Raw genomic sequence first — 25,776 nt, 5'->3', positions numbered from 1 at the left:
GTTCACATAGAACCATTCAAGCGAAGTTCTCAGTTGAATTGCGATGGAGCCGAAAAAATGATTGAGCGATCCCATCACGAACTACGTAAGGCGTTCGGTGATTTGCTTCATGGAACAGTCTGTAAATTTGCCGCATCCGTGTTCGATCCGATCTCCGTTCGAATGGCTTCTGACCTTGGTTTTGAGGTCGCTATCCAGGGTGGATCCGTCGCCTCGCTTCAAGTGCTTGGTGCCCCTGACATCTCGCTGCTCACTCTCGATGAATATGCAGAGCAAGTTTCCAGGGTTGGTCGCGCCAGCCAAATCCCAATCATTGGGGACGCTGACCATGGATTCGGAAATGCGCTCAATGTGATGCGAACAGTCACCGAGCTGCAGAAGGCCGGTGTTGCCGCGCTTACGCTAGAAGACACCCACCTACCGGCCAAGTACGACGAGCAATCGAACGTGCTCATCAGTATGGAGGAGGCCGCGAGCAAGATTTACGCTGCACGATTTGCCCGGTCAGATGATGCACTTAGCATCATCGCCAGGACGAATGTGGCCGTTACCACTTTGGAAGATTCCGTTGCACGCACCAAGGCCTATCAAAAAGCTGGAGCCGACGCGATTTGCCTCGTCGGAGTAAAGGATTTCCAACACTTGGAGGCGCACACCTCGCATCTTTCAGTGCCAATCATGCTGATTAATTATGGAAACCCTGCACTGAGCGATGTTGAGAAGCTGAGCGCAGCCAATGTGCGGATCGTGGTCAATGGGCATGCCCCATTTTTGGCTGCGATCAAAGCAAGTTACGAGGCATTGCGCGAGCAGAGCGGATTCAAAGGCGCAGAGCTATCCCTTCCAGAGCTGCTTTCAAAGTACACACTCTCGGACAATTACCGAGAGTGGGCAAAGACCTACTTGAAGTCAGAACACGATTCGAATTGAGCTTGAAACTGGTGAAATAAAGCGTCATGAAAAAGACAGTCCTGGCCTTCAGCCGCGTCTCACCCAGCCTGCTTGTAGTGGTCAACTAATCCCGGACACGACGTTAAGTTTTTCTTCGGCCCGAGCCGGTACCGGTGCTCGTCATCGACAAAGGCCTGCCGACAGCGGGTCTGCTAGCCCACGTCTTGATGACCAGGTTCGCCGACCATCTGCCGTTGCATCGCCAAGACGGTTTACCCGGATGACGATGAACGCATTGCTGCATTTAACAGGCATCTCCGCCGACCCGTTGGCGCCTCTTACACACTGCTGTACCGAAACACGGTCGCACTCCAATACTGGTTGCCGGTACCTTTTTGGCGAACCCATCCTTCGGCTACCAGTTGATTGGCGATCATTCGATTCATGAAGCCATGACCGAGCAGCAGAACCGGTCCATCGCTGGCAAGGACGTGCAATCGTTTGGCTGCCACACTGGCGCGCATCCTCGCGGTGCCGGCGGATTCGACGTTGCGTGAGTAACCGCACAGCCATAAGACTCGAAGGATAAATGCCCAGGTAAACGGCGATAGCCGCGGCCGTTTCCAATGACCACAAGGCAGTTGCGCTTCGCAGAAAAGTGCGTCTACTAGCGCAGGCTTCAGGCCGAGTGCCTGGACGGAGGTCAGCGCACGAGGCGCGCTGCTTGAAACAATCACCGTGGCGGTTGCGGCGAGTTGCATGCTGGCAGGCGGGACCGGGTGGTGGGTAATTTCGGATCGGTTGTATTGCTCGATCCAGTCTTTCATCTCGAGCGCTGAGATTTTGTCGGTTGCGGCCAGTTTTGGCTGGCCGTGACGCATCAGGATTATTTCCCTGTTCACAAATTTACGTCCTTGTTCTGGCGTGTGGTAAATGACCAGGAAGTGCGGTCTCGGGAACTCAAGGTACGCCTCGCGTGCCAGCACTGTGCTTTTCAAACCAGCCGTGATCGCGGTACCACGCCACGGTGTCAGTAATTGTCAGCTCCAGCGCCCGGAAACTCAGGCCAAGCTCCTGCTCGCTCTTTCGGTGGTTGAAGCAGGTGCGCTCCTCCTCTCGTATCAACAGGCGCAACGTAGCCATGCTTAGCAGAATGGGCTTGCCGGTCAGGCGCGCATAGATCTCCTGCACAGCCGCCAAAGTGTATAGAAAGGGCAGCGGTAGTTGTCGAACGGGCGTCTTGACGCCAGCGATACGTCCTAGAACAGGGACCAGCTGACCCATCGTCATATGCCGGCCCGCCGCGAGATAGCGCTCACCTCGTCGGCCGTGTTTGGCGGCAGCAATCAGCGCCCATGCCACATCACGGGCATCGACAACGGAGAAGCTGCCAGGGATCAGCCCGGGCAACTTGCCGTTCACGACATCGTTGACCAATTGTCCCGAGGAGGTTGGGCCAATGTCGGCAGGACCCCACATCCAGCCGGGCAGGACCATGCAGGCATGCATCTCGGGATGTGCTTCCAGGAACGACAGGACGACACGGTCGGCGAGGATCTTGCTGCGGTAGTAGTCATCCGCGTCGGCATCGGCCCGCAGGCATGTCTCATCGATGGACGCGCCAGGTGCGCCGTCGAGCACGGCAATGGAAGACGTATGGATGAACCGTCGTATACCGGCGCGGTAGGCCTGGTTAAGCAGGTGCCGCGTACCAGACACATTGATCTTTTCGAGTTCTTTCCAGTGGCTGCCACCCTTGTAGTTGTCGCGAAAGAACGCCGCGGTGTGAAACACCGTATCGCAACCTTGCAGCGATGCCGCGAAAGCGTCGACATCGGCCATGTCCCCCACGACCAGCTCCACCCCCGGCAGATCGTTGAACTGCTGTTCACCTTTGGCTCTTGAGCGGACCAGGCCTTTGACCGTGTAGCCACGAGCGACCAATTCACGCACCAGGTTGTTGCCCAGCAAGCCGGTTGCTCCAGTAACAAATGCGCTACGCATGGCTCAATCCTCACCCTGTTCGGCTAACGGCATCAACACCGCACTGTCGAAGTAGACCTCTTCACGGATGGCCAGTCCGTCTTTGAAGGTGAAGTGTGCGGCGTAGTGCACGGCAATATGGCGTCCATGGGGTGCAATCACCCGGCCTGGCAGCACCAGGGGTGCGGCGAAGGTGCCGGTCAGTAAGGCCGTCAGCGCCAAAAGATCGTCAGCGACCATGAATGGGGTGAAGGCCACCTGGGCATCGGGGAACGCGTAGAACAGCGCAGTCTCTCTTTTGCGCATGGCGTCGCGACCGGTTTGAATCCCCATGCCGTCGAGGTAGATGAAGTCTTCGCTAACCAACGCAAGCATCGCCTCCACATCACGGCAATTGAAGGCGCTTGAGGCGCGTTGCGCATAGTCGTTGGGGCCAGTCGTCATTACAGTCCATTCCATTCGTTTCGAGGGCCTGTAGATATACCTTTGAGGCCTCTGCCGAAAAACAGCGACTACTGCATAATGGATTTGCACATATGCAGACCAGGGAGGAAAGGACGCATGGCATTGCAAGCAAATTGGGACGATCTTCGTCTGCTGTTGGCAGTCTCGCGGCGTGGCAGCTTCCTTCAAGCTGGCCAGTTGCTGGGTATTGCGGCGTCTACCGTGTCCCGCCGCCTGACCCAACTTGAGGTCGCACTGGGCGAGCCGCTCGTCGAGCGGGGCGTTGAAGGATGCTGGTTGACCTCGCGGGGTCAATCCCTCGTGGAAGTTGCCCAGGCGGCGGAAGCGGGCTTGAGGCGTCAAACCGCTGCTGGCCTATCCGAGCTACACACAGAGCTGTCTGGCAGTGTCCTGGTCAGTGCAGGTGAGGGGTTCTCGTCTTGTGTGCTGGAAGCCGCGAGTCGTTTCACTTCTGTACACCCGCGTTGCTCGGTGGAGCTGATGGTCACCGCCGACTTTCACAAGATCGTCCGCGGCGTGGCAGACATAGCTGTACGTACAGCTCATCTGGGTGAGCCGTCGCTGATTTATCGACCCATAGGCCGGCTCGCCTACGGCGTCTTCGCTGATGCAGGTTATCTGAAGCGGTTTCCAGGGGTGACCCCGGCCACTGCACTCAATATTGCCTTGCTTCCCCCGCTGGACATGTTGCCGCAAATGCGTGCGGCAAAGGCCGGTGGTCTGGACCGCGCGCAGATCAGCGTGAACTCGTTCGCCGTGCAGCTCGAATCGGTGAGGCGAGGCATGGGGGTGGCCGTACTGCCCCGTATAGTGGCGAAGGATCTGATCGGGTTGTTCCCGGATCTCCACCTTCCGGATATGGAGGTCTATCTGGTGACCCGGCCTCAGGCATTAAAACAGGCCCACATCAAAGGTTTTTTTGCCATCCTGGAGCAGGTGTTGCTCGAAGCCCTGTCCATGGAAAATGTCGAAGGGTACCTCTGATATAGGTTGTCCGTGAGTATCGGAACAATAACGATCTCTACTGTGTACGGGTCTCCGTGCAATAGACTGGGTTTTGCGATGAGCGTGGAGCGCTTATCAAATACCCACTCAAAGGGTGAGCACATGAGCCGTACCGGTCATATCTGCCTGATGGGAGCCGTTGCACAGTCATTCGTGCGCATTGGGTGTAATGCAGTGTAAGGCAGTGCGCAAAACCCGCCACATCCAGGGTGAAATGAAGGGTTCGCAAGGTGTTGGATAGAACACCACCGAGATAACTCACTAAACGTTTAATCCAATGAAAAGAGTGTGCGGGCACATCTAGAATAAATGTGAGAAGTGCGAAGTAGTCTACAAAATAAATTTACCATTATTTAATAATTAAATTGTCGATTGTCAGACAATTATTCCGCTCCGCCTATTTTTTAGATAACAGAGCCTACATCACGCCTATTGTTTTCGGGCATTTGCTTGGGTAACACAATTTGACGTCAAAAAAGTAGTAGACGTTTGATTTCGAATTGTGTCAGTTTTCTTTCGCCTTCAATGGGCGAGTGATAAGGCAATCTCGCCAGAGATTGTCGCTATCTGACAAAAACTGTTCCATAGCTAAACAAGGAAGTGTGTTTATGTCGAAAGTAAAAGTCCACGCTATTGATTCCGCCGAACAGGCATTCCAGCCATTGCAAGCATTGGCTGTAGCCAGTTCGGCTTTCAACCAGATCAATAGCTTCAGCCATCAATATGATCGAGGTGGCAACCTCACGGTCAATGGCAAACCCTCGTTCTCCGTCGACCAAGCCGCCACCCAATTGCTGCGCGACGGTGCTGCCTACCAGGACAAGGACGGCAGCGGCAAAATCGAACTCACCTATACGTTCCTGACCTCGGCCTCGTCGAGCACCCTGTACAAGCACGGGATTACCGGGTTCAGTCAGTTCAGCGCGCAACAGAAAGCCCAGGCTGTGCTCGCCATGCAATCCTGGGCGGACGTGGCCAATGTCACCTTCACTGACAAGACTGCCGGCGGCGATGGTCACATGACCTTCGGTAACTACAGCGGCGGCCAGGATGGCGCAGCGGCGTTTGCTTACCTGCCTGGCACGGGCGCCGGTTATGACGGAACTTCCTGGTACCTGATCAACAGCAGCTACACGCCCAACAAGACCCCGGACCTGAATAACTATGGCCGGCAAACCCTGACCCACGAAATCGGTCACTCCCTGGGCCTGGCCCACCCTGGCGACTACAACGCCGGCGAAGGCGCGCCGACCTACAACGACGCGTCCTACGGGCAAGACACCCGCGGCTACAGCGTCATGAGCTACTGGAGTGAAAGTAATACCAGTCAGAACTTCAGCAAGGGTGGCGTCGAAGCCTATTCGTCCGGCCCGCTGATGGACGATATCGCAGCCATTCAGAAGCTCTACGGCGCCAACACCACGCTCCGTACCGGCGACACCACCTACGGCTTCAATTCCAACGCCGGACGCGATTTCCTCAGCGCGTCTTCATCGTCGGATAAAGTGGTGTTCTCGGTGTGGGACGCGGGCGGCAAGGATACTCTGGATTTCTCCGGTTTCACCCAGAACCAGAAGATCAACCTCAATGAAGCCTCGTTCTCCGACGTTGGTGGCATGGTGGGTAACGTCTCCATTGCCAAGGGCGTCACTGTCGAGAACGCTATCGGCGGTTCGGGCAGCGACCTGCTGATCGGCAACAACCTGTCCAACGAGCTGAAGGGCGGTGCCGGCAACGACATTCTTTACGGCGCTGGTGGTGCGGACAAGTTGTGGGGCGGCGTCGGCTCGGACACTTTCGTGTTCGCGGCCAGCAGCGACTCGAAACCCGGTGCGGTCGACCAGATCCTCGATTTTGTCAGCGGCCTGGACAAAATCGACCTGACCGGCATCACCAACGGCGCAGGCCTGCATTTTGTCAGTGCATTCACCGGTGCGGCAGGCGATGCGGTGTTGAGCAATTCGGGCGGTAACAGCCTGTTGTCGGTGGACTTCTCCGGGCATGGCGTGGCTGACTTCCTGGTCAGCACCGTGGGCCAGGCGGCGTACTCTGACATCGCGGCGTGATGTGACGTGAGAAAGGAGGACGGCGCTTCATGCGCCGCCCTCTGTCCTCGCTGCGAACAAAGCTACGATGGGGAGTAAAACGTCCTATGACGCAACGCGTCTTTACCTGCAAAAAAAGCGTATGGCTATCGACGACGCTGATGATGTTTTTTGGAGATGTCAGCATGGCAAACAGCCTGAAATTAGCGGACCCGTCGGAACTCGCCGGAAAATGGCAAGTCCGGGAAGGCTCGTCCGCGTTGTTGCAGGACCGACAGTCAAATGGTTGCCTGATTGAATTGAAACTGGACCATACGCTGGGCGGGCAACTCGATTGTATGGTGCGCTGGCTGGGGCAGGCTCCCTCCGGCTGGTTTCCCGAGCCGGACGGGATTGCGTTGACCAACCATGAAGGTTCGAAAACAGCATTTTTCAGTCGACAGAAGAGTGAGTTTTATAAGCTGACATTGCCTGTTGGATTCAATGTGTCGCTGCAGCGAGCACCAGAGTAAAAGCATCAGGTCAAGTTGGCGGCCCAATGCCTCTATCTAAAAAGCGGGTCTGTTCGTTTAACGAATGGCGTAATGGGTTGTGCCTGTGAGTAATCAACTCAAGGAAGATTAATGAAGATGGCGAAGACCACTCCTGCTGCACCGCTAGTTCGAGCGCTTGGTGATTACAAGGGTATTTTGATTAGCGTCGCCAGTTTCACCGCACTGATCAATGTTCTGATGTTAGTGCCCTCTATTTACATGCTTCAGGTCTATGATCGGGTCTTGTCTTCGCAAAATGAAACGACATTGGCCATGTTGTCGCTGATGGTTGTCGGGTTCTTTGCCTTTATCGGTTTGCTGGAAGTTATTCGCAGCTTTATCGTCATCCGTATTGGCAGTCAGTTGGAGCGGCGCTTCAACCTGCGGGTCTATCAGGCGGCTTTCGAACGTAATCTTTTCAAGGGCGAGGGTAACGCAGGGCAGGCATTGGGCGACCTGACGCACATCCGTCAGTTTGTCACCGGCCCGGCGTTGTTTGCCTTCTTCGATGCGCCTTGGTTTCCGGTCTACCTGTTCGTGATCTATCTGTTCAACGTCTGGCTCGGGGTCTTTGCCACGGCGGGTGCGGTGCTGCTGATCGGGCTGGCCTGGCTCAATGAGGCGATGACCAAAAATCCCTTGGGCGAAGCGGCGGGTTTTTCCCAGAAGTCCAGCCAACTGGCCACCAGTCACCTGCATAACGCCGAAACCATCCAGGCCATGGGCATGCTGGGGGCTTTGCGCAACCGCTGGTTCCAGGTGCATTCAGCTTTCCTCGGCCTGCAGAACCAGGCCAGTGACACGGGTGCCGTTATCAGCTCCTTGAGCAAAACCCTGCGCCTGTGTCTGCAATCCCTGGTACTGGGCCTTGGCGCCTTGCTGGTGATCAAGGGCGACATGACTGCCGGGATGATGATTGCAGGTTCCATCCTGATGGGCCGCGTCCTGAGCCCCATCGATCAGTTGATCGCCGTATGGAAACAGTGGAGTGGCGCCAAACTCGCTTACCGCCGTCTCGATGCCTTGTTGCAAGCGTTTCCACCGAGTGACGAAGCCATGGCGCTGCCGGCGCCGAAGGGCCAGATCAGTTTCGAGCAAGTCAGCGCAAGTCCTCCGGGGCAACGTGCGGCGACCCTGCATATGGTCAATTTCAGCCTCGCTGCGGGGGAGGTGCTGGGGGTGCTCGGCGCTTCGGGTTCCGGCAAGTCGACATTGGCCCGGGTGCTGGTCGGTGTCTGGCCGACCCTCGGCGGTACGGTGCGGCTCGACGGTGCGGATATCCATCGCTGGAACCGCGACGACCTCGGTCCCTACATCGGGTATCTGCCACAGGACATCGAATTGTTCAGCGGCAGCATCGCGCAAAACATCGCGCGGTTCCGCGAAGCCGATGCACATAAAGTCGTTGAAGCCGCGCAGCAGGCCGGCGTCCATGAACTGATCCTGCGTTTGCCCCAGGGCTACGACACCGTACTCGGCGAGGACGGCAGCGGTTTGTCCGGTGGGCAGAAACAACGCGTGGCGCTGGCCCGTGCGCTGTATGGCCAACCGAGCCTGGTGGTGCTGGATGAACCGAACTCCAACCTCGACACCGTGGGCGAAGCGGCCCTGGCCGGTGCGATCGCACAAATGAAGGCCCAGGGCACCAGCGTGATTCTGGTCACCCATCGCTCCTGCGCGCTGGCCCAGGCCGACAAGCTGCTGGTGCTCAATGACGGTCGCTTGCAGGCATTCGGCCCGAGCCAGGAGGTACTCAAGGCACTTTCCGGCGTCCAGGAACAGCAACGTGAAAAAGCTGCACAGACGCCGGGCGGGCTCAGCATGAGCCGGCAGTATCAGCCCACGACAAGGAACTCGGGTGTATGAGCCGCGCACACATGAACAGTCAAAATGAAGCCACGATGGAACACGATTACCTCGCGGAACGTCCTGAGCGCGACGCACGTTACTTTGCCCGGCTGGGCTGGATTCTGGCGATCGTCGGCGCTGGCAGTTTCTTCGCCTGGGCCAGTCTGGCGCCGCTCGATCAGGGCATTGCGGTGCAAGGCACGGTGGTGGTGTCGGGCAAGCGCAAGGCGGTGCAATCGATGAGCAGCGGCGTCGTTAGTCAGATTCTGGTGCGCGAAGGTCAGGTGGTGAAACAGGGCCAGCCGCTGTTCCAGCTCGACCGGACCCAGGTCGCCGCCGACGTGCAATCCCTGCAAGCGCAGTACCGCATGGCCTGGGCCAGCCTGGCGCGTTGGCAGAGCGAGCGGGACAACCTGAAACAAGTGAGTTTCCCCACCGAGCTGAGCAACGATCCCGATCCGCGCCTGGCGTTGGTGCTGGAAGGCCAGCGCCAGTTGTTCAGCAGCCGCCGCGATGCTTTCTCCCGCGAACAAGCGGCCCTGCGTGCCAGCATCGACGGCGCTGGCGCGCAATTGGCCGGCATGCGCCGCGCCCGTACCGACCTGAGCGCCCAGGCCAACTCGCTGCAACAACAGCTGAGCAATCTTCAACCCCTGGCGGACAACGGCTACATCCCGCGCAACCGGCTGATGGAGTACCAGCGGCAGCTGTCGCAAGTTCAACAGCAATTGGCAGAAAACACCGGTGAAAGCGGTCGTGTGGAGCAGGGAATCCTCGAATCGCGCCTGAAGTTGCAACAACACATCGAGGAGTATCAGAAGGAAGTCCGCACCCAACTGGCCGATGCGCAGCTCAAAAGCGTGACCCTGGAGGAGCAACTGACCTCCGCCGGATTCGACCTGCAACACAGCGAGATCCTCGCCACGGCCGATGGTGTCGCGGTCAATCTTGGGGTTCACACGGTCGGCGCGGTGGTGCGCCAGGGCGAAATTCTGCTGGAGATCGTGCCCCAGGGCACGCGCCTGGAAGTGGAAGGGCACTTGCCGATCAACCTGGTCGACAAGGTTGGCACGCACTTGCCGGTGGACATCCTGTTCACAGCGTTCAACCAGAGCCGCACCCCGCGAGTACCAGGCGAAGTCAGCCTGATCTCCGCGGACCAGATGCTCGACGAGAAAACCGGCGCACCGTATTACGTGCTGCGCAGCAGCGTCAGCGATCAGGCCATGGAAAAGCTCAACGGTCTGGTGATCAAACCCGGCATGCCGGCGGAAATGTTTGTGCGCACCGGTGAACGTTCACTCCTCAACTATTTGTTCAAACCGCTGCTCGACCGGGCAGGCTCCGCGTTGACCGAGGAATAAGGATGTTCGGTTGTATGAATAAGCTTTCCATGCTTGGGGCGACACTCCTGCTGCTGGCGGGCAACCCGGCAGTAGCGGCCACGGGGCCGTTCGAGATTTACGAACAGGCGTTGCGCAACGACCCGGTATTCCTCGGCGCGATCAAGGAGCGCGACGCCGGCCTGGAAAACCGCGCCATCGGCCGCGCCGGGCTGTTGCCGAGGCTGGGTTATAACTACAACAAGGGCCGCAACTCTTCCAAGGCCACCTACTTGAACGAGCACCGGCAAAACCAGACCGACGACCGCCACTACAGCAGTTACGGTTCAAGCCTGACCTTGCAACAACCGTTGCTCGACTACGAGGCCTACGCCGCTTATCGCAAGGGCGTGGCGCAGGCGTTGTTCGCCGATGAAAACTTTCGCGGCAAAAGCCAGGAGTTGCTGGTTCGGGTGCTGGAGAACTACACCAAGGCCTTGTTCGCCCAGGACCAGATCGACATTGCCCTGGCCAGGAAAAAAGCCTTCGAGCAACAGTTCCAGCAGAACGAGCAGATGTTTCGCCAGGGCGAAGGCACGCGTACCGACATACTCGAAGCCGAGTCGCGCTATGAACTGGCAACTGCCGAGGAAATCGAGGCGCGTAACGAACAGGATGCGTCCTTGCGCGAACTGGGTGCGCTCGTCGGCGTGCCCACTATCGACATCGCCGATCTGGCGCCGCTGGAGCAGAACTTTCAGACCTTCACCCTGCAACCGGCCAATTACGACACCTGGCACGAGATGGCGGTGGCCAATAACCCGAACCTGGCCTCCCAGCGTCAGGCGCTGGAGGTGGCGCGCCACGAAGTCGAACGCAACCGCGCCGGGCACCTGCCCAAGGTCAGCGCCTACGCCACGGTGCGCCAGAACGAATCCGAAAGCGGCAACACCTACAACCAGCGTTACGACACCAACACCATCGGCATCGAAGTCAATGTGCCGTTGTATGCCGGCGGCGGGGTCTCGGCTTCGACCCGGCAGGCCAGCCGTGCGATGGAGCAGGCCGAGTACGAATTGGACGGCAAGACCCGGGAAACCCTGATCGAGCTACGTCGGCAGTTCAGCGCCTGCCTGTCGGGGGTGAGCAAGCTGCGGGCCTATCAAAAAGCCCTGACTTCCGCTGAAGCGCTGGTGGTGTCGACCAAGCAAAGCATCCTGGGCGGTGAGCGGGTCAACCTCGATGCGCTGAACGCCGAACAACAACTGTTCACTACCCGCCGAGACCTGGCCCAGACCCGCTACGACTACCTGATGGCCTGGACCAGGTTGCATTACTACGCGGGCACCTTGAGCGAGCAGGATTTGGCTCGGGTGGACGAGGCGTTTGGCCAGGGGCCGAGGACTCGGTAACACCGCAGAACCTACACAAAAACAAAAAAGTGAGTGTTCAACATGGACGTACGCATCAAACCGGCCCCGGTCGGCATGCTGTTGCTATTGATTGGCGCGGGCTCGGAACCGGCCGCCGCGGCCTGGCTGGATACCGGCACCCTCGGCGATCCCGCCAGTTGGCGCAGCGCCGAGTTTCAACGCGACTGGGGTCTGGGCAGGATGCAAGCCGATCAAGCCTACGCAGCGGGTATCACCGGTAAAAACGTGAAGATCGGCGCCCTTGATTCCGGCTTCGATTCCACCCATCCCGAATTCGCCACTGACCGATATCACGCGGTCATGGCCAGCGGTACTTATGTTGATGGCTCAGCGTTCAACGTCGACGGTTCGTTCAACGCCAACAACGACTCCCATGGCACCCACGTGGTCGGCACCATGGGCGCCTCCCGCGACGGTTTCGGCATGCACGGCGTGGCGTACAACGCACAAATCCATGTCGGCAACACCAACAGGAACGACAGTTTCCTGTTCGGCCCCAACCCCGATTCGCGCTACTTCAGCGCGGTGTACAACGCCCTGGCGGATGCTGGCGTGCGGGCGATCAACAACAGTTGGGGCAGTCAGCCGCCTGACGTCAGCTACCGTACACTGGCCGATCTGCACAACGCCTACGCCCAACACTGGAATAAAGGCACCTGGCTCGATGCCGCTGCCGATGTGTCCCGCCGTGGCGTGATCAACGTGTTCAGCGCTGGTAACAGTGGCTACCCGAACGCCAGCGTGCGTTCGGCGCTGCCGTACTTTCAGCCGGATCTCGAGGGCCATTGGCTGGCGGTGTCGGGGCTGGACCAAAGCAATCGGCAGAAGTACAACCAGTGCGGCATCGCCAAATACTGGTGTATCACCACACCGGGGGCGAAGATCGACAGCACCATTCCCGGCGGCGGTTACGCGATCAAGTCCGGCACCTCGATGGCTGCGCCGCATGCCACTGGCGCGCTGGCACTGGTGATGGAACGCTACCCGTATATGAACAATCAGCAGGCACTCGAAGTGTTGCTGACTAGCGCCACCCAGCTCGATGGCTCGGTCACTGATGCGCCGGGCGGGCAGATAGGCTGGGGTGTGGCCAACCTGGGCAGGGCGATGCGCGGGCCAGGGCAATTGCTCGCGACGTTTGACGCTAACCTGGAGGCAGGGCAGAGCGATGTCTGGAGCAACGACATCTCTGACAAGGCGCTGATTCAGCGGCAAAGCGAAGACCTCGCCGAACACAACGCCTGGCAGCAAACCCTGCAAGACAAGGGTTGGCAGCATGGCGTTGCGGCGGGTGCCGGTCAGCAGGAGCAGTCCGACTACGCGGTCGGCATGGCCCGTGATGCAGCGGCAGCCAACCGGCTTTATCAGGGCAGCCTGATCAAATCCGGCGCCGGTCGCCTGATTCTCACCGGTGACAACACCTATCGTGGCGCGACCACGGTCAATGGCGGTCTGCTGACAGTCAACGGTTCGCTGACGTCGGCCGTTACCGTCAATGACCGCGGCACCCTCGGCGGTTCCGGGCGGATCGGCGCGCTGACCGCGAACGGCGGCGGTACCGTGGCGCCGGGCAACTCCATCGGCATCTTGAATGTGGCCGGTGACGTGACCTTCGAACCCGGTTCGACCTATGCGGTCGAGCTATCGCCAACCCGCAGCGATCAGATCATTGCGGGCGGTAAAGCAGTGATTGAAGGCGCCACCGTCAGCTTGGCGCTGGAAAACAGCCCGACGCTGCTGACCACCAGCGAGGCGAAATCCCTGCTCGGCATCCAGTACAACATCCTGCAGGCGGCTGACGGCATCGAAGGGCGCTTCGGTGAGGTGGTGCCCAATTATGTGTTCCTCGGCGGTACCCTCGACTATTCGGCGAACGGTATTCAACTGGCGGTGGAACGCAGTGCCGCGTCGTTCGCCAGTGTCGGCCTTACGCCGAACCAGCGTGCCGTCGGCGCGGCTGCCGAGCATTTGGGCGCGGGCAATCCGCTGTACGAAACCTTGCTTCTGTCGCCAACCGCAGCCGTCGCGCAACAAGCCTTCCAGCAATTGTCCGGCGAGATTCACCCGGCGATCGGCACGCTGCTGATCAACGACAGCCGTTACCTGCGCGATGCGGTGGGCGAGCGTCTGCGTGAGCGCGATCTGTTCGATACCGGCGCACCGACCGATGATCGCAGCAACGCCTGGCTCAAGGTGCTCGGCGCCTGGGGCAAGAGTGACGGTGGGCATGACAATGCCGATTCCACCAGCTCCATCGGCGGTTTGCTGGCCGGTGTCGACGGCTTGATCGCTGAAGATACCCGGCTCGGTTTTGTGACCGGCTATAGCGACAGCTCGCTGAGTATGGGCGATGGCACGCACTCGTCGGCCTCGGTCGACAGCTATCACCTGGGTGCATATCTGGGGCATGAAATCGATGCCCTGCGTCTGAGCGTCGGTGGCGCTTATAGCTGGCATCGCATCGACGTCAAACGCGACCTGCAATTGGGCGCGGTCAGCGGCCAGCAGAAATCCAAACGCGATGGGACCACCGCGCAGCTGTTCACCGAAGCGGCGTATCGCCTCGATCTGCAACCGTTGGCGCTGGAGCCGTTCGCCAATCTGGCCTACGTGCACTTGCACAGCGACAGCTTCACCGAGAAGGGCGATGCCGCCGCGCTGAAGGGCGGCGAGGACAATCGCGACGTGCTGCTGTCGACGCTCGGCGTGCGGGCCGGCAAGGCCTTTGCGTTGACCGGGGACAAACAACTGGAACTGGCGGCAACGCTTGGCTGGCAGCACAACCTGAGCAATACAAGTTCTGAAAGCCACCTGGCTTTCGCCAATGGCAACAGCGGTTTCACCGTGCAGAGCGTGTCGCTGGATCGTAATGCTGCGTTGGTCGGCGCTCGGGCCGGTCTGGCGCTGGGCCGCGATACCCGGTTGAGCCTGGACTACAACGGACTGCTTGGCTCAAAGGAAAAGGACCATGGTGTGGGCCTGACCCTGGCCTGGCAGTTCTGACTTGAAGGAAGAGAGCGCACAACATGGGACTGTTTGATTACAAAAATGCCGGCAGCGAGGCGGGCAGGGTGTTGTACAGCGATGCCATTGCCCTGACATTGTATGCCTACGCACCTACCGGCCAGTCATTACCGGCCAATGGCTGGGCACCGATCGGCGCCAATGCCCTGGGGTATCAAGGCAAGGTCGGGGCGCAGGGCACGTATTTTGGCGAGAAGGACGGTTTCACCAGCGCCGAAGCCGAAGTGCTCGGCAAGTACGACGCCGCCGGAAAACTGATCGGTATCGGCATTGCTTTTCGTGGCACCGGTGGGCTCGGCTTCAACGACACGTTCGGCGATATGAAAAACAACCTGTTGGCGGCGGTTGGCCCAGTGGATTACGCGACCCACTACGCAAAAAACGCCTTCGATACGCTGCTCGGTAAAGTGGCTGCGTTTGCCATCGCCCATGGCCTCGGTGCCGAGGACGTGCTGGTCAGCGGTCACAGCCTCGGTGGCTTGGGGGTCAACAGCGTCGCCGAGTTGAGCGGGAACAATTGGGGTGGCTTCTACAAGGATGCCAGTTACGTAGCATTCGCTTCGCCAACCCAGAGCTCCACTGGCAATAACGTGCTGAACATCGGTTACGAGAACGATCCGGTGTTTCGGGTACTCGACGGCACCACCTTCAGCAGCGGCTCGCTGGGCAAACATGACGCTCACCAAGCGTCGGCCACCAACAACATCGTCAACTTCAACGATCACTACGCGTCCACTGCGCAAAACCTGGTGCCATTCAGCATTCTCAATCCGTTGAACTGGTCGGCCCATGGCTCGCTGGGCTACGCCGACGGATTGAACCGGGTGATCGACTCGCGCTTCTACGAGTTGACCGACAAGGATTCGACCCTGATCGTTTCCAACCTGTCGCAGTCGTCACGGGGTTCGACCTGGGTCGAGGATCTCGGACGCAGTGGCGAACCACACACCGGCAGCACGTTCATCATCGGTACCGACAGCGGTGACCTGCTCAAGGGCGGCCTCGGCAATGACTTCATCGAAGGCCGTGACGGCAACGACCGTTTCCGTGATGACGGCGGCTTCAACATTCTGTCGGGGGGCAAGGGCGTCAACACCTTCGAGCTGCAGAAACCGTTGCAGAACTTCAGCATCGCCAATGACGGCGACGGCACGCTGTTCGTGCGCGACGCGTATGGCGGCATCAGCATGACCCGGGACATCGGCGCGCTGGTGGGCAAGGAGTCCGGGTCGTGGTGGGGGAGCAAGGAAGTCACCTACAGCGTGACTGCCAATGGTCTGCTCAATGACAGCGAATTGACCCACTACAGCCATTCGCTCAACGGTGACGCTTTGGGCAACACGCTGGTGGCCAGTGTCGTGGGCGACTGGTTGTTCGGTAACGGGGGGGATGATTTGCTGCGCAGCGACATGGGCCATGTGACCTTCGTCGGCGGCGCCGGCAACGATGTGCTGCATTCCGGTGGCGGCAGCAACATGTTCCTGTTCAGCGGTGCCTTCGGGTTCGATGCGATCAATGGCTACCAGAGCAGCGACAAACTGGTGTTCATGGGCGTGGAAGGCGCGGGGCAGGGCTACGACTACCGGCAGCATGCGTCACAGGCCGGTCAAGACACGCTGCTTAAGGTCGGCGACTTTTCCGTGAGCCTGGTAGGCGTCGGGCTGGATACCCTTTCGGCTTCCGGGTTCGTGTTTGCGTAACGGGTTCAAACAACTGCACTGGATGCTCCGGGGCGTCTCGTGATCGAGGCGTCCCGGTCGTGAGCTATCTCTGACAATTCCAACAAAGAGAGAGAGGCAATACCCATGGGTGTATACGACTACAAAAACCTCGGCACAGCAGACGCCAAAGCGTTGTTTACCGACGCGATGGCAATCACGCTGTATTCCTATCACAACCTCGACAACGGCTTTGCCACCGGTTACCAGCACAACGGATTCGGCGCAGGTTTGCCGGCAACCCTGGTCACGGCGCTGATTGGCGGCACCGATTCCCAAGGCGTGATTCCCGGCATTCCCTGGAACCCCGATTCCGAAAAAGCCGCACTGGATGCGGTGCAGAAGGCCGGCTGGACACCCATCACCGCCACGCAGCTGGGCTATGACGGCAAGACGGATGCGCGCGGAACCTTCTTTGGTGAAAAGGCCGGGTACACCAGCGCTCAGGTGGAGATCCTCGGCAAGTACGATGCGCAGGGTCATCTCACGGAAATCGGCATCGCCTTTCGCGGCACCAGCGGCCCTCGGGAAAGCCAGATCAGCGACTCCATCGGCGATGTGATCAATGACCTGCTGGCGGCATTGGGTCCCCAGGATTATGCGAAAAACTACGCAGGCGAGGCCTTCGCAAAACTGTTCGGCGACGTTGCTGCGTTCGCCAGCGCCAATGGCCTGTCAGGCGAGGACGTACTGGTCAGCGGGCACAGCCTCGGCGGGCTGGCAGTCAACAGCCTGGCGGACTTGAGCAACGATAAATGGGGCGGTTTCTTCAAGGACTCGAACTACGTCGCTTATGCCTCACCGACCCAAAGCGCCACCGATAAAGTGCTGAATATCGGCTATGAAAACGATCCGGTGTTCCGTGCGCTCGACGGTTCATCGTTCAACCTGGCGTCGGTCGGCGTACACGATGCCCATCAAGACTCGGCGACCAACAACATCGTCAGCTTCAACGACCACTACGCGTCGACGGCGTGGAACCTGCTGCCATTTTCCATCCTCAACATCCCGACCTGGATTTCACACCTGCCCACCGCTTACGGCGACGGCATGACCCGGGTGCTGGAGTCGAAGTTCTACGACCTCACCAGTAAAGACTCGACGATCATCGTTGCCAATCTTTCGGACCCGGCACGCGCCAACACCTGGGTCCAGGACCTGAACCGCAATGCTGAAACCCACAAAGGCAGTACCTTCATCATTGGCAGTGACGGCAGCGACCTGATTCAGGGTGGCAAGGGCAATGACTATCTGGACGGCGGCGACGGCAACGACACCTTTCGAGACAGCGGTGGCTACAACATCCTGCTGGGCGGCAAGGGTAATAACGTGTTCGATTTGCAGCAGTCGGTGAAGAATTTCGATTTTGCCAATGACGGCGCCGGCAACCTGTACATCCGCGACGCCAATGGCGGCATCAGCATCACCCGCGACATCGGTAGCATCGTGACCGAAGAGCCGGGTTTCCTGTGGGGACTGTTCAAGGATGACGTGACCCACAGCGTGACCGCCAATGGCCTCGCGATCGGCAATCAACTGACACAGTACGCCTCAACGGTGAAGGGCGGTGCAGGGGCCGATACGCTAAAGGCACAGGCTGTTGGTGATTGGTTGTTTGGCCTGGACGGCAACGATCATCTGATCGGTGGCAAGGGCAACGACGTGTTTGTCGGCGGGGCAGGCAACGACCTGCTGGAGTCAGGGGGCGGGATCGATACGTTCCTGTTCAGCGGCGCGTTCGGCCAGGACCGGGTGGTTGGGTATCAGGCGAATGACAAACTGGTGTTTCTCGGGGTTCAGGACGTGACGCCGAACGACGACTTCCGGTCCCATGCCTCGGTGGTGGGGCAGGATACCGTGCTGACGTTTGGCAATGACTCGGTGACGCTGGTAGGCGTGGGGCTGGACAGTCTGTCCAGCGGCGGGATCGTTATCGCCTGAGTGTGATACGGCTTCTGCAGGGCCTCATCGCGAGCAAGCCTGCTCCCACAGGATATGCGTCAACCTTGTGGGAGCAGGCTTGCCCGCGATGAACGATATGGAAAACTGCCCACACCGAGTGGGCAGAGGAGAGGGACATTGCGATCCCGGCCTTTCTTCTTCCTTCCGTCCCGCGTAGCAGTTTGCAGCTTCTCTGGCAGGCTGTATGTGAATTATTGGGTTACGCTGAAAGCAGGCAACGTGTGAACACAAACGGTCTCTCATCATGGATGGATCAAGATGAAACTGATTTTGGTTGTGCTTGTTGTTGGTCTGTTGGCTTGGAAGTTTTCCCCTCAATTACAGTCCTGGGCTGAAGCTCGGCTATCGAGTCCCCAAATCACCGCCACGCTCGTGACTGCGCCAAAGCCTGTTTCGGCCCCAGTCAAATGCGATGGGCGCAAATATTGCTCGCAGATGACCTCGTGCGCAGAGGCCACAAACTTTTTGCAAAATTGCCCAGGAATGGAAATGGATGGCGACAACGACGGGATACCTTGTGAGAAGCAGTGGTGTCGGTGATTACTCGCTGCTCATCGGCAGGCTGCATGTGTCTCTGGTACAGGTCAGCATCAGCGGTTGCGATGATCTATGCCTGAATTCCCATGTCACCCTGTGCAGCTTGTAAGGCTCGCTCTTCGGTCAGCGGCATGAAAACTGGCTGTGTTCCACTGGCCTGGAAATAAAGAAAGTAGTGCCCGGAATCGTCTAACAATATCCGGTGCAGTTCTGATGACCGAAAGTTGTTACCGATATAAATACTTTCCTTGATGATCTCGAATGACTTGATCCCATGCTCGCGCATTGTAGTTTCAAAGGCTTCGTAAAGACTTTCTCTGCGGCGTCGATTGTTTCGAGCATTTAGCTTGAAAAAAACCACCATCAGCACGGCATAGCTGATGATGAGTATCACAAGGGTGCTAGTGCGCATGAGTGGAGCCCCATGTCCTCTCAATCGTTGTACATCTCAGTGTAGGCGCGTTCCTGGTGTTGATCGCCGAGTGGCAAGTGTCGCGACCTGCTACGAGGATATAGACATGGGCAATCTGTGTGTTATGACCGGCACGCTTCTCATGCCCGGTGCGATCTGCGCCATTGCAGGCTGGGCGTTCGACGGCGAGAAACTTTGCTATGCCGCGTACAGCGAGACGGATGGCCTTTGCAAAACGCCAACCTGGCTCGAAAGGCCGTACGTCATTGGTAGCGGTTCGGATCACGCGATGACCGCGATGGATATGGGCGCCACCGCGGCTGAGTCAGTCGAGATGGCGAAGCGGGGGAATATTTCAACTGGCGGCGTGGTTCGGAAGCTCTTCGTGGCGGATCATCCTACAACCAGGTAACTCGGACGTTTTTGAATTTCATGAGCTCGAGCGATTCCTGCAGCGACTTTGTCCCGAAGATTATTGGGCCGTCTTTACCGCCCACTCCCAGCACTTCCAGCAGCAACTCATGGGCATCTATTCGCTCAGGCGCCTGGCCGATTTTGGTTTTTGGTGTGTTGATGTGTTCATAGCTTAATGTGTACTTATGCATTGTTCGTCCCTGTAAGATCAAATCGGTGGTAACGAGTGGGCCTCAACGATACGGGCAATCCGCCATTATTTTAAGTTACAGAGATAACAATGACAACAAGACAACCCGACTGGGAGGCGTTCCAACGAGGGGCGGTTGGTCATTGGGCGTTGCGATGGCGATAATCATGGCTTCACCGTGATCGGATGCGACAGATGAGTGAGTGATTTTTCGGGTTGGTCTAAGCTTTTGACTACGATGCGCAAACGCACGCCGGGGGGATTCTGGAAGCCGAGGATTATGGATCGAGCGGGTCGCGTGAATGCCTGTTGACATCAATGAGTGGAAGAGCGAAATTAATTTAATCCTGTCATTTCTATGTATTTAGGAATGAGCCGAACAAAGCCTCGCCAGAGAAATCTGCCGGGGCTTCGCCGCATTCGGCTTAGGAGAAAACCATGTCTAGAGCTCAACGACGACACGATACGCGCCGCATAAAGGCTCGCTTCTATTTAAAGCAAAAGGCGTATGAATGCTGGTCAACCAGCGAGAAAAACGCAGGTCTTTTTGCAAACCATGGGAAGGTATGTTCCTGCTGGATGTGTGGCAATCCCAGAAAGCTGGGATTGCTCACCATGCAGGAACTGCGAGCTGACCTTCCCATTCAAGAATGAAAACAGAACCCGGCCACCGAGCCGGGTTCTTTACTTCTGAGCTCCAGAGAAACAGTCGGCAAGTTGAGCCAGTTCGGAGCACTACGCTCCCTTAACGCCGATCCAGCCAAACCGTCTGTGCATTACAGAATTCGCGTACCCCGAAGTGCGAGAGCTCCCGGCCAAAGCCGCTCTTCTTCACGCCACCAAAACTGACACGCGGATCGCTGGCGCTATAGCCGTTGATGAACACGCCGCCGGTTTCAAGTTCGCCTGCCATCTGCCGGGCAAGTTCGGCATTGCGCGTGTAGAGGGTGGCGGTGAGGCCGAACTCGCTGTCATTGGCCAGTTCCAGCGCATGGGCGGCGTCTCGGGCTGTGATGATTGAGGCCACAGGGCCAAACAATTCCTGCTTGAATGAAGTCATCTGATCGGTCACGTCGCCGAGTACGGTGGGCTCATAGTAGTTGCCAGGGCCTTCCGTCTTGTTTCCACCCAGCAGCAAGGTCGCGCCTTCTTCCAGTGTGGCTCGCACCTGTTGATCCAGTTCGTCGCGCAGATCGAAGCGAGCCATCGGGCCGATATAGGTGGTGGTAGCCCGCGGATCACCGACGACCAGTTGTTGGGTGGCTTCGACGAACTTGCGGGTAAACTCCTCGACAACGCCTTGCTCGATAATCAGGCGTTTGGCAGCGGCGCAGACTTGCCCGGTGTTTTGATAACGTCCGATCACGGCGGCTTTCACAGCCTCATCGAGGTCCGCGTCGTCGAGCACGATAAAGGGGTCGGAGCCACCCAGCTCCAATACACATTTCTTCAGTGCGGCTCCGGCCTGAGCACCGATGGCCATGCCCGCACGCACGCTACCGGTGAGGGTGACGGCCGCGATGCGTGGATCGGCGATCGCCCTGGATACACCTTCCGGGGTGACGTTGATGACCTCGAAAACTCCTTCAGGGAAGTCCGCTTGCTTGAAGGCCTCCAGCAGCAGGTAGGCGCTGCCCATGACGTTGGGCGCGTGCTTGAGCACGAAGGTATTACCGGCGAGCAATGTCGGGACCGCGCCGCGCAGGACTTGCCAGATGGGGAAGTTCCACGGCATCACGGCGAGGATCGGGCCGAGGGGGCGATATTCAATGTGTGCCTTGCCGCCTTCCACCTGGGTTGGCTCCGGGTTCAGCATGGCAGGGCCGTGTTCGGCGTACCACTCGCAGAGCTGCGCGCATTTTTCAATTTCGCCGCGGGCCTGAGCAATCGGCTTGCCCATTTCCAGGGTGATCATGTTCGCCATGGCCTCTGCATTGTTGCGCAAGGCCTGGCCGAGGTTGATCAAAAGCTGCGCGCGCAGTTCAACCGGTTTGCTGCGCCAGGCGCGAAACCCGGCAGCGGCCCGCGTCAGCGCGGCCTGTAATACCGAATCGGATTCGAAAGGGTAATGGCCGATCTGCTCGCCCGTGGTCGGGTTGATCGAAATGGCATGGGTAAGGCTGGGTACGTGGGTCATGGCACCGTCCTGCGAGGTAGGAATGTGCTCAGGGTATGGGGCTGTATGTTTTCTGGAAACTGAATAATACTGAGCGTAACGTTCACGTTTGGAGAATGACTTGGATCTGGTTCAGCTCGAAATTTTCAAGGCTGTCGCCGAGCACGGCAGCATCAGCGTGGCTGCCCAGCATATCCACCGGGTGCCATCGAATCTCACCACCAGAATCAAGCAGCTTGAGTTGGATCTGGGTGTGGACCTGTTTATCCGCGAGAAGAGTCGCCTGCGCCTGTCGCCGGCCGGATGGAGTTTTCTGGATTACGCTCGTCGTATTCTCGACCTGGTTCAGGAGGCGCGCGCGACAGTGGCGGGTGAAGAACCGCAGGGGGCCTTCGCCCTGGGCTCGCTGGAAAGTACTGCGGCGGTACGTATTCCAGAGCTATTGGCCGCCTATAACCAGAAGCACGCCAAGGTCGAACTGGACCTGTCCACCGGCCCCTCCGGGACCATGATCGATGGCGTGCTGTCGGGGCGACTGGCCGCTGCATTTGTCGATGGTCCGGTGCTGCATCCGGCGCTGGAGGGCGTGCCGGCTTTCGAAGAGGAAATGGTCCTGATCGCACCGCTCAACCATGAGCCGATTCATCGGGCCAAGGATGTGAATGGCGAAAACATCTATGCCTTCCGCTCCAACTGCTCTTATCGCCACCACTTCGAAAGCTGGTTCGCCAATGGCGCGGCGGTGCCCGGCAAGATTTTCGAAATGGAGTCCTATCACGGCATGCTGGCCTGCGTCAGCGCCGGTGCCGGTCTGGCGCTGATGCCCCGCAGCATGCTCGAAAGCATGCCTGGTTGCACGACGGTCAGCGTCTGGCCGTTGTCGGAGTCGTTCCGCTATTTACGCACCTGGCTGGTGTGGCGCAGGGGGACGGTGTCGCAGAGCCTGACTATGTTTGTGCGCTTGCTTGAGGAGCGCGGGGTGGTGTTGGTCGAAAAATAGTGGAAAGTTAACGGTCTGTGCTGAAAAACCGGATAATGGCGGCCAAATTGTATAGCTCGTTATTCTGGTAAGCACGCATGGAAATCAAGGTCAACTTTCTCGACAACCTTCGACTTGAGGCCAAGTTCGACGACTTCACGGTGATTGCCGATCAACCCATTCGCTACAAGGGCGATGGCTCGGCACCGGGGCCGTTCGATTACTTCCTGGCTTCGTCGGCATTGTGCGCGGCGTACTTCGTGAAGTTGTATTGCGAAACCCGCAATATCCCCACCGAAAATATCCGCCTGTCGCAGAACAACATTGTTGATCCGGAAAACCGCTACAACCAGATTTTCAAGATTCAGGTCGAATTGCCGGCGGACATCTCCGCCAAGGATCGTCAGGGGATCTTGCGCTCCATCGACCGTTGCACGGTAAAGAAGGTGGTGCAAACCGGGCCTGAGTTCGTGATTGAAGAGGTCGAAAACCTCGACGCCGATGCCCAGGCGTTGCTGATGCCGCACTCGACTGGCGAAGCGGGCACCTGCATTGTGGGCAAGGACCTGCCGCTGGAACAAACCATCGCCAACATGTCGGGCATTCTGGCCGACCTGGGCATGAAGATTGAAATCGCTTCGTGGCGCAATATCGTGCCCAATGTGTGGTCGCTGCACATCCGCGATGCGCACTCGCCGATGTGTTTTACCAACGGCAAGGGCGCGACCAAGGAGGGTGCGCTGGCATCGGCTCTGGGCGAGTTTATCGAGCGGCTCAACTGCAACTTCTTCTACAACGATCAGTTCTGGGGCGAGGACATCGCCAACGCTGCGTTTGTGCATTACCCGGACGAGCGCTGGTTCAAGCCGGGCCCGAAGGACGAACTGCCGAGTGAAATCCTCGACGAGTACTGCCTGAAGGTTTACGACCGGGATGGCGAGTTGCGTGGCTCGCATCTGTACGACACTAACTCTGGCAACACCCAACGGGGCATTTGCTCACTGCCGTTTGTGCGCCAGTCGGACAATGAGGTGGTGTACTTCCCGTCCAACCTGATCGAAAACCTGTTCCTGAGCAATGGCATGAGCGCTGGCAACACGCTGGCCGAAGCCCAGGTGCAGTGCCTGTCGGAGATCTTCGAGCGCGCGGTCAAGCGCGAAATCCTCGAAGGCGAAATGGCCCTGCCGGATGTGCCGCAGCAAGTGCTGGCGAAATACCCGGGCATTCTGGCGGGTATCCAGGCCCTGGAAGAGCAGGGCTTCCCGGTGCTGGTCAAGGATGCATCGCTGGGCGGGGAGTTCCCGGTGATGTGCGTGACCTTGATGAACCCGCGTACCGGTGGCGTGTTTGCCTCGTTCGGCGCGCACCCAAGCCTGGAAGTGGCGCTGGAGCGCAGCCTGACGGAACTGCTGCAAGGCCGCAGTTTCGAAGGCCTGAACGATCTGCCTCAGCCGACCTTCGAAGGTCAGGCGGTGACTGAACCGAACAATTTCGTCGAGCACTTTATCGATTCCAGCGGTGTGGTCTCGTGGCGCTTCTTCAGTGCCAAGCCGGATTTCGAATTCGTTGAGTGGGATTTCTCCGGTCACGGAGAAAACTCCAATGCCGAAGAGGCCGCGACCTTGTTCGGCATTCTCGAAGACATGGGCAAAGAAGTGTACATGGCGGTCTATGAGCACATCGGCGCCAAGGCCTGCCGCATTCTGGTGCCGGATTACTCGGAAATTTATCCGGTAGAAGATTTGATCTGGGATAACACCAACAAAGCGCTGCAGTTCCGCGCCGATATCCTGAACCTGCACAGCCTGAGCAAGGTCGGCCTGAGAACGCTGGCCAAGGGTCTGGAAAACAGCGAGCTGGATGATTACACCGACATCACCACCTTGATCGGCATCGAGTTCGACGACAACACGCCCTGGGGCAAGTTGACGATCCTGGAGCTGAGGTTGCTGATTTATCTCGCCTTGCAGAAGTTTGACCAGGCCAAGGATCTGGTGGAAGCCTTCTTGCAATACAACGACAACACCGTCGAACGTGGCTTGTTTTATCAAGCCGTGAACGTCGTGCTGGAAATGCAGCTGGACGATGATCTGGAACTGAGCGACTACGAGGTCAACTTCCGCCGGATGTTCGGCAACGAGCGGATGGACGCGGCGATAGGGTCCGTGGATGGCAGCGTACGTTTCTATGGTCTGACGCCGACGAGCATGAAACTGGAAGGTCTCGACAGACACCTTCGCCTGATCGACAGCTATAAAAAGCTGCACACGGCGCGGGCGAGGGTGGTGGCCTTGTCTAGCTGATAGCGATAACAAAAAAGCACCTTGGGTGCTTTTTTGTTTTTTGGCTATGACATGGGCTGTGGCTGCCTATGAGGAAGCTCTTCTATATAGAGGGGCGTTCTGGTCCTTCTATACAGGCGTCCATTGGGGCGCTTTGCTGTTTTTTGCAGCTTGTTGATAGAAAGCCTGAATCAGTGCTTGACGGCAGATTACAAGTGTCTATAATTCGCCCCACTTCCGGCGCAGTCGAAACGGAAAACTCCTTGGTAAACAATGAGTTACGCAGTTTTCGGCAGCAGGTTGCTTCAGTTCATCGAAGCCGAAAGGGAGTTGAAAAAGAGGTGTTGACAGCAGCGTGTAACGCTGTAGAATTCGCCTCCCGCTGATGAGAGATCTGAAGCGCAAGTGGTTGAAGTTGTTAAAGATTTCCAAGCGAAACTTTGAAAGCTTCAAAAAATAATCACTTGACAGCAAATGAGGCTGCTGTAGAATGCGCGCCTCGGTTGAGACGAAAGATCTTAACCAACCGCTCTTTAACAACTGAATCAAGCAATTCGTGTGGGTGCTTGTGGAGTCAGACTGCTAGTCAACAGATTATCAGCATCACAAGTTACTCC

Annotated in this window: 20 protein-coding genes and 1 pseudogene; 15 read left to right on the top strand and 6 right to left on the bottom strand. The window is 58.1% G+C overall.

What is annotated here, in order from left to right:
• Positions 1-57 precede the first annotated feature (57 nt).
• Together BSF44_RS25115 and BSF44_RS31190 are read left to right on the top strand one after the other, a co-directional pair.
• Complete coding sequence (locus tag BSF44_RS25115; protein ID WP_095945802.1) at positions 58-930, top strand: oxaloacetate decarboxylase; 873 nt, start codon at positions 58-60, stop codon at positions 928-930.
• 125 nt (positions 931-1,055) lie between these two features.
• Positions 1,056-1,172, top strand: a pseudogene (locus BSF44_RS31190) (transposase); the annotation flags it as partial.
• Positions 1,173-1,229: 57 nt separating this feature from the next.
• Here the strand turns inward: BSF44_RS31190 and BSF44_RS25110 are convergent.
• The 3 genes from BSF44_RS25110 to BSF44_RS25100 form a co-directional block, all read right to left on the bottom strand.
• Positions 1,230-1,772 (bottom strand): histidine phosphatase family protein, encoded by a 543-nt coding sequence (locus BSF44_RS25110; RefSeq protein ID WP_095945801.1) that lies wholly within the window; start codon positions 1,770-1,772, stop codon positions 1,230-1,232.
• Between the two features lie 79 nt (positions 1,773-1,851).
• Complete coding sequence (locus tag BSF44_RS25105; protein WP_095945800.1) at positions 1,852-2,895, bottom strand: SDR family oxidoreductase; 1,044 nt, start codon at positions 2,893-2,895, stop codon at positions 1,852-1,854.
• Between the two features lie 3 nt (positions 2,896-2,898).
• On the bottom strand, positions 2,899-3,318 hold the full coding sequence (locus BSF44_RS25100; RefSeq protein ID WP_095945799.1) for a nuclear transport factor 2 family protein: 420 nt from the start codon (positions 3,316-3,318) through the stop codon (positions 2,899-2,901).
• A 117-nt stretch (positions 3,319-3,435) separates the two neighbouring features.
• Between BSF44_RS25100 and BSF44_RS25095 the strand changes: the two genes are divergently transcribed.
• The 10 genes from BSF44_RS25095 to BSF44_RS25050 all read left to right on the top strand — a co-directional run bounded on the left by BSF44_RS25095 (position 3,436) and on the right by BSF44_RS25050 (position 18,769).
• Positions 3,436-4,323, top strand: coding sequence for a LysR family transcriptional regulator (locus BSF44_RS25095; protein WP_095945798.1), 888 nt, complete (start codon positions 3,436-3,438; stop codon positions 4,321-4,323).
• 629 nt (positions 4,324-4,952) lie between these two features.
• The gene (locus BSF44_RS25090) at positions 4,953-6,410 is read left to right on the top strand and encodes a serralysin family metalloprotease (protein WP_095945797.1); all 1,458 of its coding nucleotides are present in this window, start codon (positions 4,953-4,955) and stop codon (positions 6,408-6,410) included.
• 86 nt (positions 6,411-6,496) lie between these two features.
• Complete coding sequence (locus BSF44_RS25085) at positions 6,497-6,901, top strand: AprI/Inh family metalloprotease inhibitor (RefSeq protein WP_095945796.1); 405 nt, start codon at positions 6,497-6,499, stop codon at positions 6,899-6,901.
• A gap of 111 nt (positions 6,902-7,012) precedes the next feature.
• Positions 7,013-8,788, top strand: coding sequence for a type I secretion system permease/ATPase (locus BSF44_RS25080; RefSeq protein WP_095945795.1), 1,776 nt, complete (start codon positions 7,013-7,015; stop codon positions 8,786-8,788).
• Positions 8,789-8,799: 11 nt separating this feature from the next.
• The gene (locus tag BSF44_RS25075) at positions 8,800-10,134 is read left to right on the top strand and encodes an HlyD family type I secretion periplasmic adaptor subunit (RefSeq protein WP_371918296.1); all 1,335 of its coding nucleotides are present in this window, start codon (positions 8,800-8,802) and stop codon (positions 10,132-10,134) included.
• A gap of 2 nt (positions 10,135-10,136) precedes the next feature.
• The gene (locus BSF44_RS25070; protein WP_095945793.1) at positions 10,137-11,504 is read left to right on the top strand and encodes a TolC family outer membrane protein; all 1,368 of its coding nucleotides are present in this window, start codon (positions 10,137-10,139) and stop codon (positions 11,502-11,504) included.
• 42 nt (positions 11,505-11,546) lie between these two features.
• The gene (locus BSF44_RS25065) at positions 11,547-14,528 is read left to right on the top strand and encodes an autotransporter serine protease (RefSeq protein WP_095945792.1); all 2,982 of its coding nucleotides are present in this window, start codon (positions 11,547-11,549) and stop codon (positions 14,526-14,528) included.
• Between the two features lie 23 nt (positions 14,529-14,551).
• Positions 14,552-16,249 carry a polyurethanase gene (locus BSF44_RS25060; protein ID WP_095945791.1) on the top strand — a complete coding sequence of 566 codons (1,698 nt, stop codon included), beginning with the start codon at positions 14,552-14,554 and terminating at the stop codon, positions 16,247-16,249.
• 105 nt (positions 16,250-16,354) lie between these two features.
• A complete protein-coding gene (locus BSF44_RS25055; protein WP_095945790.1) occupies positions 16,355-18,208 on the top strand; it encodes a polyurethanase in 1,854 nt (617 codons plus the stop codon).
• 279 nt (positions 18,209-18,487) lie between these two features.
• Entirely contained in the window at positions 18,488-18,769 is a 282-nt protein-coding gene (locus BSF44_RS25050; protein ID WP_095945789.1) for an excalibur calcium-binding domain-containing protein, read from the top strand.
• A gap of 67 nt (positions 18,770-18,836) precedes the next feature.
• Here BSF44_RS25050 and BSF44_RS25045 read toward each other — a convergent pair whose 3' ends face one another.
• The gene (locus tag BSF44_RS25045) at positions 18,837-19,178 is read right to left on the bottom strand and encodes a hypothetical protein (RefSeq protein ID WP_095945788.1); all 342 of its coding nucleotides are present in this window, start codon (positions 19,176-19,178) and stop codon (positions 18,837-18,839) included.
• A gap of 106 nt (positions 19,179-19,284) precedes the next feature.
• On the opposite strand from BSF44_RS25045, the gene BSF44_RS25040 reads away from it, so the two are divergent.
• Complete coding sequence (locus tag BSF44_RS25040) at positions 19,285-19,590, top strand: hypothetical protein (protein ID WP_095945787.1); 306 nt, start codon at positions 19,285-19,287, stop codon at positions 19,588-19,590.
• On the opposite strand, the gene BSF44_RS25035 is transcribed toward BSF44_RS25040, so the two are convergent.
• On the bottom strand, positions 19,577-19,783 hold the full coding sequence (locus tag BSF44_RS25035; protein WP_095945786.1) for a hypothetical protein: 207 nt from the start codon (positions 19,781-19,783) through the stop codon (positions 19,577-19,579). The genes BSF44_RS25040 and BSF44_RS25035 overlap by 14 nt on opposite strands.
• Positions 19,784-20,527: 744 nt before the next feature.
• A complete protein-coding gene (locus tag BSF44_RS25030) occupies positions 20,528-21,919 on the bottom strand; it encodes an aldehyde dehydrogenase family protein (protein ID WP_095945785.1) in 1,392 nt (463 codons plus the stop codon).
• A gap of 100 nt (positions 21,920-22,019) precedes the next feature.
• Between BSF44_RS25030 and BSF44_RS25025 the strand changes: the two genes are divergently transcribed.
• Both BSF44_RS25025 and BSF44_RS25020 read left to right on the top strand, forming a co-directional pair.
• Positions 22,020-22,898, top strand: coding sequence for a LysR family transcriptional regulator (locus BSF44_RS25025; RefSeq protein WP_008047600.1), 879 nt, complete (start codon positions 22,020-22,022; stop codon positions 22,896-22,898).
• Positions 22,899-22,975: 77 nt separating this feature from the next.
• Positions 22,976-25,180, top strand: coding sequence for an OsmC domain/YcaO domain-containing protein (locus BSF44_RS25020; protein ID WP_095945784.1), 2,205 nt, complete (start codon positions 22,976-22,978; stop codon positions 25,178-25,180).
• The last annotated feature ends 596 nt before the right edge of the window (positions 25,181-25,776 follow it).

Origin of the sequence: Pseudomonas sp. ACN8 (assembly GCF_002303925.1) — a bacterium.
Lineage (GTDB): Bacteria > Pseudomonadota > Gammaproteobacteria > Pseudomonadales > Pseudomonadaceae > Aquipseudomonas.
This window is presented reverse-complemented; position numbering and strand designations above follow the sequence as displayed.

What these genes read in the sequence shown, in the direction of transcription:
- BSF44_RS25115 (WP_095945802.1), top strand. Translation starts at nt 58, where the DNA reads ATGATTGAGCGATCCCATCACGAACTACGTAAGGCGTTCGGTGATTTG.
- BSF44_RS25110 (WP_095945801.1), bottom strand. Translation starts at nt 1,772, where the DNA reads ATGCGTCACGGCCAGCCAAAACTGGCCGCAACCGACAAAATCTCAGCG.
- BSF44_RS25105 (WP_095945800.1), bottom strand. Translation starts at nt 2,895, where the DNA reads ATGCGTAGCGCATTTGTTACTGGAGCAACCGGCTTGCTGGGCAACAAC.
- BSF44_RS25100 (WP_095945799.1), bottom strand. Translation starts at nt 3,318, where the DNA reads ATGACGACTGGCCCCAACGACTATGCGCAACGCGCCTCAAGCGCCTTC.
- BSF44_RS25095 (WP_095945798.1), top strand. Translation starts at nt 3,436, where the DNA reads ATGGCATTGCAAGCAAATTGGGACGATCTTCGTCTGCTGTTGGCAGTC.
- BSF44_RS25090 (WP_095945797.1), top strand. Translation starts at nt 4,953, where the DNA reads ATGTCGAAAGTAAAAGTCCACGCTATTGATTCCGCCGAACAGGCATTC.
- BSF44_RS25085 (WP_095945796.1), top strand. Translation starts at nt 6,497, where the DNA reads ATGACGCAACGCGTCTTTACCTGCAAAAAAAGCGTATGGCTATCGACG.
- BSF44_RS25080 (WP_095945795.1), top strand. Translation starts at nt 7,013, where the DNA reads ATGAAGATGGCGAAGACCACTCCTGCTGCACCGCTAGTTCGAGCGCTT.
- BSF44_RS25075 (WP_371918296.1), top strand. Translation starts at nt 8,800, where the DNA reads ATGAACAGTCAAAATGAAGCCACGATGGAACACGATTACCTCGCGGAA.
- BSF44_RS25070 (WP_095945793.1), top strand. Translation starts at nt 10,137, where the DNA reads ATGTTCGGTTGTATGAATAAGCTTTCCATGCTTGGGGCGACACTCCTG.
- BSF44_RS25065 (WP_095945792.1), top strand. Translation starts at nt 11,547, where the DNA reads ATGGACGTACGCATCAAACCGGCCCCGGTCGGCATGCTGTTGCTATTG.
- BSF44_RS25060 (WP_095945791.1), top strand. Translation starts at nt 14,552, where the DNA reads ATGGGACTGTTTGATTACAAAAATGCCGGCAGCGAGGCGGGCAGGGTG.
- BSF44_RS25055 (WP_095945790.1), top strand. Translation starts at nt 16,355, where the DNA reads ATGGGTGTATACGACTACAAAAACCTCGGCACAGCAGACGCCAAAGCG.
- BSF44_RS25050 (WP_095945789.1), top strand. Translation starts at nt 18,488, where the DNA reads ATGAAACTGATTTTGGTTGTGCTTGTTGTTGGTCTGTTGGCTTGGAAG.
- BSF44_RS25045 (WP_095945788.1), bottom strand. Translation starts at nt 19,178, where the DNA reads ATGCGCACTAGCACCCTTGTGATACTCATCATCAGCTATGCCGTGCTG.
- BSF44_RS25040 (WP_095945787.1), top strand. Translation starts at nt 19,285, where the DNA reads ATGGGCAATCTGTGTGTTATGACCGGCACGCTTCTCATGCCCGGTGCG.
- BSF44_RS25035 (WP_095945786.1), bottom strand. Translation starts at nt 19,783, where the DNA reads ATGCATAAGTACACATTAAGCTATGAACACATCAACACACCAAAAACC.
- BSF44_RS25030 (WP_095945785.1), bottom strand. Translation starts at nt 21,919, where the DNA reads ATGACCCACGTACCCAGCCTTACCCATGCCATTTCGATCAACCCGACC.
- BSF44_RS25020 (WP_095945784.1), top strand. Translation starts at nt 22,976, where the DNA reads ATGGAAATCAAGGTCAACTTTCTCGACAACCTTCGACTTGAGGCCAAG.